The sequence below is a fragment of the Erythrobacter sp. genome, from assembly GCF_023653175.1.
Taxonomy (GTDB): Bacteria; Pseudomonadota; Alphaproteobacteria; order Sphingomonadales; family Sphingomonadaceae; genus Erythrobacter.
The window spans coordinates 1-13480 of sequence record NZ_JAMNXL010000102.1; the positions used below are offsets into that span (position 1 = coordinate 1).

The following is a 13480-nucleotide window of genomic DNA, read 5'->3' on the forward strand; positions in this document are numbered from 1 at the left end:
CCGATCTCGCCTCCGTGGGCGGCCGGGTGCAGCTGGTAGAGCGGGTGGTGAGCGAGGCGGAATGCGGCAAGTCGATCGCCGAGCTCGAAAGCGGTGGCAAGGGGCTGCGCGTCTACCGCAATGGCCGCCCGATCGGCTTCTGGGAGGACGAATGCAAGATGCTCCAGCCGGGGGATGTGGTGGTCGAGATCGTGCCGACTGCGGCGCATGAGGCGGGGTGAGCTTCAGCAGGCGACAGATTTCGCGACGTCAGAACGAGAATCTGTCGTTCTGAAACCGACCCCGTTGCCGCCATTGCGCAGGCATGGCAGTTATCGCCCATGTCAATGTGGCGAGACAGCTCCTCCAAACTTCGACAGGTTTGGTCCGACCGCGGTTCAATTCGCGAACGCATTCCAACGACATCGGCGAACGGCTTCCGCTGGCCGATATCCAGCGGGTGACGTTCTACAAGCGAGACGAGCTGACCACCGACTTGATTTGCTGCGACATTGAGGCTCGGGGGCGGACATGGTTTTACCACGAAGAAGCCGAGGGGTGGGATCATCTTCTGCACCACTTGGCACAACTGCCGAACTTCAGGCGCGATTGGTATGAAGCGGTAGTCCATCCTCCATTTGCTGCCTGCGAGACCGTCGCCTTCAGCAGAAGCTGAATGTCGAATTCGCACCCAATCACGGACGTTTGCCGCCACAACGCGTTTCGTTTGGCCCTAAGACCGAAACCACACGAACACCGCCCCCATCGCCGCCATGCCCAACAGGAAGTGCCCGGCATCGATCAGGAACAGCGCCAGCGGCTTCCTAAGGTAGAGGTAATTGATCCCGATCGCCGGGATCATCACCCCTGCGGCAAAGCCCACCGCCATCATCATCACCACGAACGCGGGTGGATCGGTGCGCGCCAGGAGGTGCCACAAGACCATCGCGATCAGCATCTCGAAGGCGAAGGTCAGCGCGAAGATCAGCGCCATGTTGCTCTCGCGCAGCTGGGTGTTGGTGAACCCCGCCGCGCGCTGCCAGGGCTTGCTGAACAGCACCCCGTACCACAGCGAGCCGACCGCGAAGAAGGCGGCCGCGCCCGCCAGGACCGGCCAAAGGGCAAAGTCGTTCACTGCCGCATTCTCCTCTCGCGCGGCTTACTAGCGGATCGCGACTGCGAGGGATAGCGGCGGGCGCGCGCTAGATGACGTAGGCGAACTCTTCCTCGGCCGGGGTCGCCTTGCGGCCGCGCATCTCGGCATCGAGCTGCACCACGGTTCGGCTCGCGGTCTTGACGAACAGGCCGGGCACCAGTGCGTGGACCATGCAGGCGAGGCCCCCGACCGTCATTCGCCAGCCGAAGCTGAAGGCGGTGCGGGCGTGCTGGCCATAGGTCTCGCCGATGGAGCGCGGGTGGTCGGTGAAGAGCTTGGCGATCATGCCTCCCCCGATGCCCTCCCCGGCGCCCCGTGGTCAAGCCCGCCCGGCAATTGTCCGCTTCCCTTTGCACCCCCGGCCCTGCATCATTTGACACAGGCGATTCGCTACGGGGGCACAGGGAATGAGCGTCAAGATCAAGGGCATCGACAACATGAGCGTCGAGGAGATCGTCGCCGCGGTCGATGCCGGCGGGCGCTTCGTGATGTACCAGTGGTCGGTCTCGATCATCATCGCCTCGTTCCGCAATCCGACCGACATCATCTTCGTGCCCGGCTCCAGCAACCGCATCCTGCGCGGCCTGCCCTACACGCTGCTCACCTTCGTGCTCGGCTGGTGGGGCATTCCCTGGGGGCCGATCTACACGGTCCAGTCGCTGTGGCAGAATCTGTCGGGCGGCAAGGACCTCACCGAGGCGGTGCTTCAGGACATCATGGACCCGCGCGAATTTGCGATGCGCAGCGGCCACCAGCCCTCCTTCCCGATGCCGACCTGACGGGTAAAGCGTGACACGCGGCCCCCGCAGGACTATGGGCGCGCCGCTATGACCTCCGCTCCCCTCACCCTCCCGGACCAGAAGCGCATCGGCATGGTCAGCCTCGGCTGCCCCAAGGCGCTGGTCGATTCCGAGCGCATCCTCACCCGGTTGCGCGCCGATGGCTATGCCTTCGCCGAGGACTATGCGGGCGCCGACGTGGTGCTGGTCAACACCTGCGGCTTTCTCGATTCCGCCAAGGAGGAGAGCCTTGCCGCGATCGGCGAGGCCATCGCCGAGAATGGCCGCGTGATCGTCACCGGCTGCATGGGCGAGGAGGCCGACGCCATCCGCGCCGCGCATCCGGCAGTGCTCGCGGTGACCGGGGCGCACCAATACGAGCAGGTCGTCGAGGCTGTGCACATCCACGCGCCGCCCTCGCAGGGCCCGTTCGTCGATCTGATCCCGCAGCCCGACATCAAACTGACCCCGCGCCACTATTCCTACCTCAAGATTTCAGAGGGTTGCAACCACTCCTGCGCCTTCTGCATCATTCCCGCCCTGCGCGGAAAACTCGCCAGCCGCCGCATCGACGCGGTACTGCGCGAGGCCGAGAAGCTGGTCGCCGCCGGCACCCGCGAACTCCTCATCATCAGCCAGGACACCAGCGCCTACGGGGTCGACATCCGGCACGAGAGCCGCCCGTGGAAGGGTCAGGACGTGCGCGCCCACATGACCGACATGGCCCGCGAACTTGGGGGCTTGCGCACCCCCGAAGGCGCCGCACCGTGGGTCCGCCTCCACTACGTCTACCCCTACCCCCACGTCGATCAGGTCATCCCGCTGATGGCCGAGGGGCTGCTCACCCCCTATCTCGACATCCCGTTCCAGCACGCGAGCCCCAAGGTGCTCAAGCTGATGCGCCGCCCCGCCAACGAGGCCAAGGTGCTCGAGCGGCTCAAGTCGTGGCGCGAAATCTGCCCTGACATCGCGATCCGCAGCTCCTTCGTGGTCGGCTTCCCGGGCGAGACCGAGGACGACTTCCGCTACCTGCTCGACTGGCTCGAGGAAGCCCAGCTCGACCGCGTCGGTGCCTTCCGCTTCGAGCCGGTCGAGGGCGCCGCGGCCAATGCCCTGCCTGACCAGGTGGCAGAAGGCGTCAAGGAAGAACGCTACGCCCGGATCATGGAGGTGACCGAGCGCATCTCCGCCGCCAAGCTCGCCGCCAAGGTCGGCCGCACGCTCCCCGTCATCATCGACGAGGTCGGCGAGCCGGATGAGGACGGCGACATCGGCGCCACCGGCCGCAGCCAAGCCGATGCGCCCGAGATCGACGGCGCGGTCTACCTTCGGGGCGCGCCTGCCACGCTGCCCCCCGGCGCCATCGTCAACGCGACCATCGAGGACGCCGACGCCCACGACCTGTTCGGGGTGATCGCGCCTTAGAACACAACTCGGCATTTTGCCGGGGCTCTCCTTCTTTAACTAATCTGTTATAATAATTGCATTCCATTGTAATATTATTGTTCGCACCCATATTGATCATATGGTCGTGATGACCCTATTTTGTCGGCTTGTTTCTTGCGTCGATCGAATGTCAGTATTCAGGCAAGTCGCCTGATCGACGCAGATGGATTATCCGATGAACAAGTTCATTATCACCGCTACCTCCGCCATTCTTGTACTCGGTCTCGGTGCTTGCGCGGGTTCGGACAGCCCTTCGATGAGCGCCGGTGAGCGTATCACCCAGCGCGGCGGTGAGATCACGCAATTCGGCGACACCTGGAGCTCGGCCAACAAGGCCGTCCGCGATGGCGAGCGCCTCGACCGGAAGAGCGCCGATACGATCGCCGATGCCCGGAAGAAGCTCGACGAAGCCACGGCAGACCAGCGCAAGGCCGATGCCAATATCACCAAGGCCGAGGCCGATCGCACCCGCGCGGCGCAGATGATTGCCGACGGCAAGATGCGGATGGAACGCGCCGAGGCCGAATATGCCGCCGTCCGCGCCGGCCCTGCCGCGATTCCCTCGCCGCCAGCTTACTGACCTGCGCGGTGTGATCGCCTGAAGGTGCCCGCCCGCAAGCCATGGCAAAGGTGACAAAGTTTACTCCGCGTCACCTTTCCAACACGCTATCATATCGCTGATATTATTTCCTTTTCGGCGCTTTTCAGAGGCGGACGGACACGGGAATCGGACGCGTTTTCGGCGGCTTCACGGGGGGTGGGGATCGACGATGGCAAAGAGCGACGCGGCATCCTAGCGCCGCCGCGCGCTGTAGGAAAATGCCGCGTCCCCGCCGCTTACTGCACCGCCCCCTCCTTGCGCGCCACGCGCCGCAGGGCCGCCTGCGGAATGAATTCTTCGGGCATCGCGCGCACATGCTTGGCAAGTTCGGCGGCAAGTTCGGGATGGCCGGTTAGCAAGTCGGTTGCCTCGGGCAGCGTCGTCGCGGTGTAGAACAGGTCGAGCTCGTCGGTCTGGAACGCGGCCAGCGCCTCCTCGCGCCCGTCCTCGTCGCGCAAAGCCCCGAGCAGCAGCGCCGCCGCCTCGGCATCGAGGCCGTGGCACATCAGGCCCTGCACCGACAGCTGCACCCCTTCCTTCCAGTTTTCGCGCAGGTAAGCGAGTTCGGGCGCGGCATCCTTCGCGCGCCCCAGCCGTTCGAAGATGCAGGCGCGGTCGCGCGCGATGATCAGCTTGGCATAGGTGGAGCCCTGCTGTTCCGCCACCCGGCGCGCGAGGTCGGTCGCCTTCAGCCCCTCGCGCCAGCGCCCCTGCCCGGTCAGCCGCGAGGCGCGGTTGATGACGAAATTGACGACCCAGTCGTGCTCCTCAGGATCATACTTGGCCAGCTCGTCGAACACGGCATCGGCTTTCTTGAACTGGCCGAGCGAATCATAGGCATAGGCCTCGATATTGAGCGCCCAGGCATCGCCCTCCTCGATTGCGGCGCCCTTCGCCTTGCGCTCGCGCCAGCGCTGGGCGAGCGCGATCGCGTCCTCGAACTGGCCATTGTAGTGGAGCGCATAGGCGGCCGCCGAAAAGCGGTCGCGATCCTCGGGCGCATTGGTGAGCCGGGCACGGGCGACACGGACGTTTTCCTCGCCCACCAACGCGAGATTGCGCCCCGCGCGCGCCTCGATCTGCGGCCAGAAGGGCTCGTAGGTGCGGAAGGTCAGCAGGTCGATATAGCTTGAGGGATCGGTGATCGAAACCAGGAGGCTTTCTGCCATGTCGCCGCGCCCCGTCTTCGCCGCCGCGCGCAGGGCAGCGACCGCGATGGCTTCGTGAAGCTCGGTATCGAGGAAGGCGAGTTTGCCCGTGCTGGTCCATTCGAGCGCGAGCGCGTCGAGCTCGTCCGAGCGACCCGCGTCGCGAATGGCGCGGGATGCACTCCAAAAAGTGTCGCGGTCGAGCGTGCCGAGCCCCGCATTGTTCAGCCCTCGCAGCAGCGCCATGAGGTGGTCGGGGTTATCGAGCCTGCCCGCGAAGTAGATCGCGAGGCTGGTCAATGGTTCATCCGGGCTAAGCTCGGCGAACTCGGCAGTAAACTTGAGACCGTCCTCGTAGCGCTCTTCCTTATCTGCGCAGAAGATTTCGGCGAGGAGGCGCAATCTGCGAAGCTCAGGGGGCAGAGGTTGGGGCGCGTGACCTTCGAGTGCGGTGATCACCGGCACGCCGAAGGTGCAGGGCTCTTCCTGCCAACGGTTCTCGTCCTCGGTGAACAGTGTGTAGAGTTGCTTGGCGCTCATTGCAGTGAGATCGGGAAGCGGCGCGGGCGCGGGTTCCTTCGCAGCAAGCGGCGCCGCGAGCGCGGCTGCGGCGAGCGCGAGAGCGGCGCGGAAAGGCTGTGTCATGATGCGATCCCCTTGTTCGGAGGGTCTTTTCCCCCGTTTTGCGGGCGAAGGGAAGAGGGAACACAAGAGTTCTTCGGGCACTGCGCAGGCCCATCCCAAACCCCTCCCGCAAGCGGCAGGGGGACTGGTTGGCGCTGACACCTCCTCCCGCCTTCTGGAGTGGTCGGGGGTAGGCCCTTCACGGCCCCGAGGTTAACCCCTCCCCCCCGCCCGTCCCCGCAAGGGACGCCGCGCGGTTAATCGCTGGAAACTGACGGCCGCACGCTGCATATTCGAAGCATGGTCCGGATCATCGCCTTTCTCGTCGCGCTCGCCGCGCTGCAATTCGCCGCCTTTGCGCAAGGCGTCCCCGATGCCGGCCAAGACACTGGCCGCGCCGCTGAGGCGGTCGCCGCGCGCGCAGCAGGGACCTTCGAGCCGATCGATCCCGACAGCGAGATGCCTGCCGCCGATGATGCCGCGGCGGTCTATGCCGGTCTGCCGCCGCTGACCGGGGCACGCCCGGCAGCAGCGCCCGCCCTCGCGCCCGCCATTGCCGCCAAGGTCGAGGCTCTGGCCGATGGCGACGCCGATGCCCCGCGCGGGCCCGCTGTGCGGATGATTTCGAACCCGGTGGTGCAGGCGCTCCCGGCGAAGGCCCCTGCGCCCGCTCCCGCAGCCAAGCCCGCCGCGCTCGCCCCGGCCCCGAAGCCTGCGGCGCCCAAGCCCGCTGGCGGCGGCTTCGTCATCAAGTCGATCCTCCCGATCGAGGGCACGATCCGCTACGGCGACTGGTTCTGGGACGAAAGCGCCGCGCCCGCCCGGGGCCCGCTGGTGATCACCGTCGACCTCGATGCGCGCGTGATCAGCGCCTTCCGCGACGGGCACGAGATCGGCACCGCGGTGGTGCTGGTCGGCACGCAGGATCACCCGACCCCGCTCGGCACCTTCCCCATCCTCACCAAGGAGCGCAACAACGTCTCCGAGAAGTACAACAACGCGCCGATGCCATGGACGCTGCGGCTGACGTGGGACGGGATCGCGATCCACGGCTCGCCGGTGCTGAACGGCTACGCCTCGCACGGCTGCATTGGCATTCCCGACGAATTCGCCGCCAAGCTGTTCGCCGCCGCCAAGCGCGGCGACAAGGTGATCATCACCCGCGGGCGGATGGTCGGACTGGGCGACAAGATTCTCTGATTTCTTCAGTCGCTCCGCTCTGCGCAGCAATGCAGAGCAATGCGGATTTCACCCACCACCCCATCTGCCTCCCCGCCCCGGACTTGATCCGGGGCCCCGCTTTCTCGTGGGCAACACGAAGGCAGCTGGGCCCCGGGTCAGTCCCGGGGCGGGAAAGTCTCAATTCACGCTCCCCCGCGCAGGCTCGGGCCGGAAGCGCCAGACGCGCATCATCACGCCGACCTTCTCGACCCGCTCCACCCCCGGCACCGCCAGCACCCCGCCCAGCGAGGCGTTCTCGCCCGCCCATAGCCGGTCCCAGGCACGCGCGGCCTCGGCCCGGGTGGCGTGGCCGCCGAGTTCGCGGATGATCCTGAGGATCGTCTCGATGGCGATCACGCGGGGCACGTTGGCGCAGTAGGAGAAGCCGGGCGTGCCGCTGTCGGTGTCCTCGCGCAGCACCATCTCGTGCCAGTCAAGCTCGGCATACCATTCGAGCGCCTGCCACCCTTCGGCGATATGCGCAGCGCTGGCGGCGAGGGCGAGCGGGTCGAGCCAGTCGGCCCCGGCGAGGGCGGCGCGCATCCGGGCGCGGTCGAAGGCGGGGTTGGTGTTGGCGGGGTCTTCGGCCGGCGCGATCCCGGCGGCCGCGACCACCGCCGCAAGCTCCGCCTTGCGCCAGCCGAGCAGCGGGCGCAGCAGCAGGGTCTCGCTTCCCTCGATCATCCCGCGCGGGCGCACCCCGGCGAGCCCCGCGATCCCGCTCCCCCGGTTGAGGCGCATCAGCAGGGTCTCGGCCTGATCGTCGGCATGGTGCGCGGTGGCGATAGCGCCGAGCCGCGCCTCCCTCGCCCAGCGCGCCAAGGCCGCATAGCGGGCCGCGCGCGCCTGCGCCTGCAGATTGCCGGGAGCGAGGTCGACCTTGAGCGGGGTGAAGGGAATGCCCCGCGCCTCGGCAATTCGCCCGACCATCGCGACTTCGGCGGCAGCTTCGGCGCGCAGCCCGTGATCGACGCTCGCCACCGCGATCCGGCCGGGCAGCGCCGCGTGGGCGAGGAGCAGCAGCGCGAGGCTGTCCGGCCCGCCCGAGACCGCCAGACCCAGCGCACGCCCTTCGCGCTCGTCCTCGGGCCACAGGCCCGCAAGGTCGGCGGCGAAGCCCGCGGCCTGATCGCTTAGCTGCACTTCACCTTGGCGCGGGTCGTCTGGTACTCGGTCGCGAGGCGTCCGGCGGCGACCAGCGGATAGGTCTCGGCGAATTCGGCGAGCGCGATGCAGGCGCGCTTGGTATCCTTCATCGCCACCATCGAGGCGCCGAGATAGAGCAGGCTGTCGGGCGCGCGTTCACCGGCCTTGTTGGCCTGGTAGTTCTTGAGGAACCAGCGCGCCGCGTCTTCGGGCAGCTTGTCGTCGAGGAAGGCGCGGCCCAAGAGGTTGCGCCCGTAGCTGATCTTGGAGTGCGCCGGATACTGCTCGACATAGCGGGTCAGCTGCTGGCGCGCCTCGGGGTAGAACCCGGCGTTCCAGAGGCGGAAGCCGTAGGAATATTCGTCATCGCCTGCGTCGGCGGTCTGCGGCTTGGTGATCGCCTGCACTGCGGCAAGGCGCGAAGGGCTGGGCGCGGCGACGGTCGCGGCGGCGGCGGGAGGAGGCGTCTGGACGGGAGGACGGGTGGTCGTGGCAGACGCGGCGGCCGGCTGCGCGCTGGTCAGCGTCGCGGCCGGCTGGATCGCGGGTGCGGAGGCAGGCGCTGTGGGGCCAGCCTCGGGCAGGGGCGCATTGGCCGCGGTCTCGAGCGCCGCCAGCCGCGCCTCGAGCTGGGCGAGCGCATTGGCCTGCTCCTCGCCGCGCGCGGTCAGCCGCTGCAGCTGGGCTTCGAGCGTGTCGAGCCGCACGAGGATGTCGGTCACCGCCCCGGGCGCGGGCGCGGTAACGGCCGCTGGGCCCTGAGCGGCGGGCTGGGTACCGGGCGCGATCTGCGGTTCGAAGAACTTGCCGTCCCCGCCGGGGAAGACCTTGCGCTGCAGCGCACGAACCTCGGCCTCGATCTTGCGCAGCCGCGCTTCCTCGGCGGCCGGGGTTTCCTGCGCGGCGGCGGGCAGGGCGATGCTCAAGGCGCCCGCTGCGGTGGCGCCGAGCAGCGCCGCGCCAGCAAGGCGCAGAGGGAGGGTCTTGGCGGTGATTTTCATGGCGCGTCAGGTTCCCTGGCTATCGCTGCCCGTGGTGGCGGGCAGCACATGAATGCTGTTTGAATCTTGCCCCGCGCCGCCGAGCAAGTCGACCCCGCGCCGTGCCCTAATCAACGGGAAAAGGGTTAACGCCCTGCCGGAGCCGCCGGTTCGCTGGCAGGCGCAGGCGCGCTGGCAGCCGGGGCCGCCGCCGTCTCGCTCGCCGCTTCCGCCGCGCCTTGGGCAGCAGGCGGGCGGGCCACAGGCCGACGCGCCGCTCGCGGCGCGCTCTGGGCCCCGACGGCAGTCGCCGCCGTGGTCGCCCCGGTCGCCGGAGTGGCTGTCCCGCGCGCGGTCAGCGCGGCGGCGGAGACCGGCAGGCCCGAGACGGTGACCGGCGTCTCGGCGAGCTTGGGCGCGCTCTGCCCGCCGATCATCACCGACAGCGCGTCGGGCCGCCCGGTGTTGAGGCGCGGATCCTTCGCCGTCACCGGCACCTCGATCGTCTCGCCCAGCTTCAGCGTGCGCTCGGTCAGCCGCTCGCCGCCCTCTTCATAGAGCCGCACCCAGATCCCGTCCTCGAGTGCGGTGAGCACCACCGGCCCGCTCGGCGCGGGCGCGGCTGCGGGGACGGGCCCTGACCCCGCCGCCGCGCTCGGCGCAGGCTCGGGTGTCAGCAGTGAGGCCGGGCCGGTGCCCGCGCCGAAATAGTTTGCCGCAAAGGCGAAGATGCCGATCGCCAGGATCAGCACCGCCGCCGCCGCCGCCCAGGCGAGCCCCGCCGAGGGCAGGCGTGCCGGATCGCCCGGCTCCATCCCGGCGGAAGGCGCCGCGCGGCGCATCGAACCATCGGCAAGCTCGGCGCGCACCGCCTCGGTGATCGCCACGTCGTCGAGCCCCACCGACTTGGCATAGGTGCGGGCAAAGCCGATCGCATAGGTGCGGCTCGGCAGGCTCTCGAAATTCTCCGCCTCGATCGCTTCGAGGTGGCGCAGCGGGATGCGGGTTTCGGCGGCGATATGCGACAGCTCCAGCCGCTTCGCCTCGCGCGCGGCGCGCAAGGTAGCGCCCGGGCCTGCGACTGCGGGCTGGGGCGCGTCGGGGGCGCTGCTTGTTTCTTCGATGTCCATGTGACCCGGGTCCCACGCCTTCTTGCCGAGGCGTTTACGTGATAGAAAATTGCGTGTGGCGGCTTGTGGGACTCACCCGCTCGGGCGCGTCCTGTCAAGCATCGCCATAGCACGCTGCCGCGCTGTCGCCACGCTTCTCCGCAAGCCGCGCCTCAATCATATTCGATATCGCGCGCAGCGGCCCAAGCGGCGAGCTGTTCGCGCAAGGATCCGGTCGGACTGAGCAGCCAGCCGTTCATCGCCGCCGTCAGCTCGGCCAAGTCAACCTTGCGCACCAGCTCCTTGATCGGGCCCACGGCCGCGGGCGTGATCGAGAGGCGGCGGTAGCCGATGCCGAGCAGCGCCAGCGCCTCGAGCCTGCGCCCGCCCATCTCGCCGCACACCCCAATATCGACCCCGCTGCCGACGCTCGACTGGATCACCCGGCGCAGGAACCTGAGGATCGACGGCGAAAGCCAGTCGTAGCGCTCGGCAAGCTTGGGGTTGGCGCGGTCGGCGGCGAACAGGAACTGGGTGAGGTCGTTGGTCCCGATCGACAGGAAGCTGAGGCGCGGCAGCAGCATGTCGAGCACCTCGGCGAGCGCCGGCACTTCGAGCATCGCGCCGAAATTGATCCGTTCGGGCAGCAGCTTCTTCTGCGCGCGCAGGAAGGCGAGCTGTTCGTCGAAGACCTGCTTGGCGGCATCGAACTCCCACGGTTCGGAGACCATCGGGAACATCACATAAAGCGAACGCCCCGCAGCGGCCTCGAGCAGCGCGCGCGCCTGGATCTTCATCAGGCCTTCACGCTCCAGCGCAAGGCGCAGCGCGCGCCAGCCCATCGCCGGGTTCTCGTCCTGCGCGGCGATCTCGGAGGCGAGGTAGGGCACCGACTTGTCGCCGCCGATATCGACCGTGCGGAAGATCACCGGCTTGTCGCCCGCCGCATCGAGCACGTCGCGGTAGAGCCGCGTCTGGCGCTCGCGCTGCGGCAGGGTGGCCGAAACGAGGAACTGGAACTCGGTGCGGAACAGCCCGACGCCGTCCGCGCCGGTAAGGCCAAGCGCGCTCATGTCGTCGCGCAGGCCGGCGTTCATCATCACCTGGATGCGCGTGCCGCAGCGGGTGAAGGGCTCGACGTCGCGGAGCGAAGCATAGGCCGCCTGCTTCTCGCGGCTCTTGGCAAAGCGCGTCTGGAAGGCGTCGGCAACCTGCGGCAGGGGACGGATGATGGCATTGCCCGCGCTCGCATCGAGCAGGATCTCGTCGCCCTCGCGGATCGTGGTGCGCACGCCCTTGGTGCGGCCGATCACGGGGACGTTCATGGCCCGCGCGACGATCACTACGTGGGCGGTGAGCGAGCCCTCTTCCAGAATGACACCCTTCAGCCGCCGCTTGTCGTATTCAAGCAGTTCGGCCGGGCCCAGGTTGCGCGCGATCAGGATCGAATCCTTGCGCAAGCCCTGGCTCGCCGCCGTCCCGAAGCGCCCGGCGACGATCCTGAGCAGGCGGTTCGCCAGATCCTCCAGATCGTGCATCCGGTCGGCGAGCAGCGGATCGTCGATCTCGCGCATCCGCATGCGCGTGTGCTGCTGGACGCGCTCGATTGCCGCTTCCGCGGTCAGCCCTGCGTCGATCGCCTCATTGATACGCCGCGACCAGCCCTCGTCATAGGCGAACATCTTGTAGGTCTCGAGCACCTCCTCGTGCTCGCCGCCGACGCCGAATTCGGCCTGGCTGGCGAGGCTGTCGATCTGCTCGCGCATCCGGTCGAAGGCGCGATAGACGCGCTGACGCTCGGCCTCGATGTCCTCGGCCATGACCTGGGTGATCTCGACCCGCGGCTGGTGGTAGACGGCAACGCCTGCCCCCAACCCCTTGACCAGCGTCAGGCCGGTGAGGGTCTGCGGCCCGGTCTGTTCCTGGGTGAGCCCGCGTGCCTCTTCCTCGTCGACCAGTTCGGCATTGGCGATCAGTTCGGAGAGCACCATCGCGGTGGTCTGGAGCGCCTCGATCTCGACCTCTTCGTAGCGGCGCGGTTCGACATGCTGGACGCACAAGACGCCGACCGCGCGCTCGCGGTAGACGATGGGGACACCTGCGAAGGAGTGGAACTTTTCCTCGCCCGTTTCGGGGCGGTACTGGAAGTCGGGATGCGCCTTTGCCTCGGCGAGGTTCAGCGTCTCGACCTTCTGCGCGATCGCGCCGGTCAGCCCCTCGCCGATCGCCATTCGGGTGACGTGCACCGCGCTCTGGTTCAACCCGCGGGTGGCGAACAGCTCGAGCATGCCTTCGCGCAGCAGGTAGATCGAGCAGACCTCGCTCGACAGGCATTCGCCGATGATCTCGACGACCTGGTCGAGCTTGGCCTGCGCGTGCATGCGCGAGGCCATCACCTCGGTCAGGCGGAGCAGGATCTGGCGGGCGGAAGCGGCGGCGGTCATCAGGCTGCGGGTGTATGCGACCCGCGCGGCAAATGCAAAAGCGGCCTTTGCCGATTATCGCCCCCGCCGCTCAGGCCGCCGCTCAGCCCCGGGGTATCAGACCCCGGAGATTTCCTCTTTCAATCGGAGCTTCTGCTTCTTGAGAAGCTGGATCGTCGCGGTGTCGGGCACGGGCCGGGCCAGTTCGTCGCGCAGACGGGCTTCGAGGCCGGCGTGCTTGGTCTGGAGGGCGGTGAGGTGCGAGGACACTGCGGTCGATGCCATGAGGCGTTCTCCTGTCGTAGCGGGGGGATGCCCCCGGGCAGGCGACTCGGCACGCAGAGCGGCCGGGCCGCAGGTTCGAAAGAACCACAGGAAGACTGGCATGGAAAGCCCTGATGAATCCTTACGCCGCAGCCAAGGGGCGGAATGCGGCGACGCGTGGGGCATGCGACCCGGTCGCGAAGCCTCTACCCAAATCCGTCGGGAACGCGTAGCGCGTCGCTGCATTATCCGCAGCCGGAAGGCATCGCGGGGCGGACAAGGATCAGGGGCGACAGATGACCGAGCAGGAGCTCAGGAAAAAGCTCGAATTGCTCAAGACCGAGCACCGCGATCTCGACGCCGCGATCGCCGCCCTGACCGAGGCGGCGCGCGGCTCGGCCACCGCCGACATGCTCCAGATCGCGCGGCTGAAGAAGCGCAAGCTGCGCCTCAAGGACCAGATCGCGATCATCGAGGACACGCTGCTGCCCGATATCATCGCGTGATTTATTTTACGTCGCGCTGACGCGCGAGCAGACCTCCCGCCCCGCCTCCCCACCCGGCCACCAATAGTACCACTATGTTATGGTGGCCGGGTGGGGAG

Annotated in this window: 14 protein-coding genes and 1 pseudogene; 7 read left to right on the forward strand and 8 right to left on the reverse strand. The window is 67.8% G+C overall.

Features of this window, described 5'->3' with window-relative positions:
• Window positions 1-221 (forward strand): annotated as a pseudogene (locus NBV68_RS11960) (potassium transporter TrkA); the annotation flags it as partial.
• Window positions 222-304: 83 nt separating this feature from the next.
• Entirely contained in the window at window positions 305-655 is a 351-nt protein-coding gene (locus NBV68_RS11965; RefSeq protein ID WP_296310143.1) for a hypothetical protein, read from the forward strand.
• A 57-nt stretch (window positions 656-712) separates the two neighbouring features.
• Here NBV68_RS11965 and NBV68_RS11970 read toward each other — a convergent pair whose 3' ends face one another.
• Complete coding sequence (locus NBV68_RS11970) at window positions 713-1114, reverse strand: DUF1761 domain-containing protein (RefSeq protein ID WP_296310145.1); 402 nt, start codon at window positions 1112-1114, stop codon at window positions 713-715.
• Window positions 1115-1181: 67 nt separating this feature from the next.
• Window positions 1182-1421 (reverse strand): DUF6356 family protein, encoded by a 240-nt coding sequence (locus NBV68_RS11975; RefSeq protein WP_296310148.1) that lies wholly within the window; start codon window positions 1419-1421, stop codon window positions 1182-1184.
• Window positions 1422-1542: 121 nt separating this feature from the next.
• On the opposite strand from NBV68_RS11975, the gene NBV68_RS11980 reads away from it, so the two are divergent.
• From NBV68_RS11980 to NBV68_RS11990, 3 genes are all read left to right on the forward strand, one after another.
• Window positions 1543-1914, forward strand: coding sequence for a hypothetical protein (locus NBV68_RS11980; RefSeq protein WP_296310150.1), 372 nt, complete (start codon window positions 1543-1545; stop codon window positions 1912-1914).
• 48 nt (window positions 1915-1962) lie between these two features.
• The gene (rimO, locus tag NBV68_RS11985) at window positions 1963-3339 is read left to right on the forward strand and encodes a 30S ribosomal protein S12 methylthiotransferase RimO (protein WP_296310152.1); all 1377 of its coding nucleotides are present in this window, start codon (window positions 1963-1965) and stop codon (window positions 3337-3339) included.
• 196 nt (window positions 3340-3535) lie between these two features.
• Window positions 3536-3940: a hypothetical protein gene (locus NBV68_RS11990; protein ID WP_296310154.1), complete on the forward strand. Its 405-nt coding sequence runs from the start codon at window positions 3536-3538 to the stop codon at window positions 3938-3940.
• A gap of 257 nt (window positions 3941-4197) precedes the next feature.
• Here NBV68_RS11990 and NBV68_RS11995 read toward each other — a convergent pair whose 3' ends face one another.
• Complete coding sequence (locus NBV68_RS11995) at window positions 4198-5754, reverse strand: hypothetical protein (protein ID WP_296310156.1); 1557 nt, start codon at window positions 5752-5754, stop codon at window positions 4198-4200.
• A 279-nt stretch (window positions 5755-6033) separates the two neighbouring features.
• Here NBV68_RS11995 and NBV68_RS12000 point away from each other — a divergent pair, with 279 nt between their 5' ends.
• Window positions 6034-6933, forward strand: coding sequence for a L,D-transpeptidase family protein (locus tag NBV68_RS12000; protein WP_296310157.1), 900 nt, complete (start codon window positions 6034-6036; stop codon window positions 6931-6933).
• Window positions 6934-7092: 159 nt separating this feature from the next.
• Here the strand turns inward: NBV68_RS12000 and tilS are convergent, their stop codons facing one another.
• The 5 genes from tilS to NBV68_RS12025 all read right to left on the reverse strand — a co-directional run bounded on the left by tilS (window position 7093) and on the right by NBV68_RS12025 (window position 12897).
• Window positions 7093-8097, reverse strand: a complete 1005-nt coding sequence (gene tilS / locus NBV68_RS12005; RefSeq protein WP_296310158.1) for a tRNA lysidine(34) synthetase TilS — start codon at window positions 8095-8097, stop codon at window positions 7093-7095.
• Window positions 8088-9101 carry a tetratricopeptide repeat protein gene (locus NBV68_RS12010; RefSeq protein ID WP_296310159.1) on the reverse strand — a complete coding sequence of 338 codons (1014 nt, stop codon included), beginning with the start codon at window positions 9099-9101 and terminating at the stop codon, window positions 8088-8090. Before NBV68_RS12010 ends, tilS begins: the two co-directional genes overlap by 10 nt.
• A 125-nt stretch (window positions 9102-9226) precedes the next feature.
• Window positions 9227-10210 (reverse strand): helix-turn-helix domain-containing protein, encoded by a 984-nt coding sequence (locus NBV68_RS12015; RefSeq protein WP_296310160.1) that lies wholly within the window; start codon window positions 10208-10210, stop codon window positions 9227-9229.
• A gap of 152 nt (window positions 10211-10362) precedes the next feature.
• On the reverse strand, window positions 10363-12633 hold the full coding sequence (ptsP, locus tag NBV68_RS12020; RefSeq protein ID WP_296310161.1) for a phosphoenolpyruvate--protein phosphotransferase: 2271 nt from the start codon (window positions 12631-12633) through the stop codon (window positions 10363-10365).
• A gap of 96 nt (window positions 12634-12729) precedes the next feature.
• Window positions 12730-12897, reverse strand: coding sequence for a DUF465 domain-containing protein (locus NBV68_RS12025; RefSeq protein WP_296310162.1), 168 nt, complete (start codon window positions 12895-12897; stop codon window positions 12730-12732).
• Window positions 12898-13172: 275 nt separating this feature from the next.
• Here NBV68_RS12025 and NBV68_RS12030 point away from each other — a divergent pair, with 275 nt between their 5' ends.
• The gene (locus NBV68_RS12030) at window positions 13173-13382 is read left to right on the forward strand and encodes a DUF465 domain-containing protein (RefSeq protein ID WP_296310163.1); all 210 of its coding nucleotides are present in this window, start codon (window positions 13173-13175) and stop codon (window positions 13380-13382) included.
• The last annotated feature ends 98 nt before the right edge of the window (window positions 13383-13480 follow it).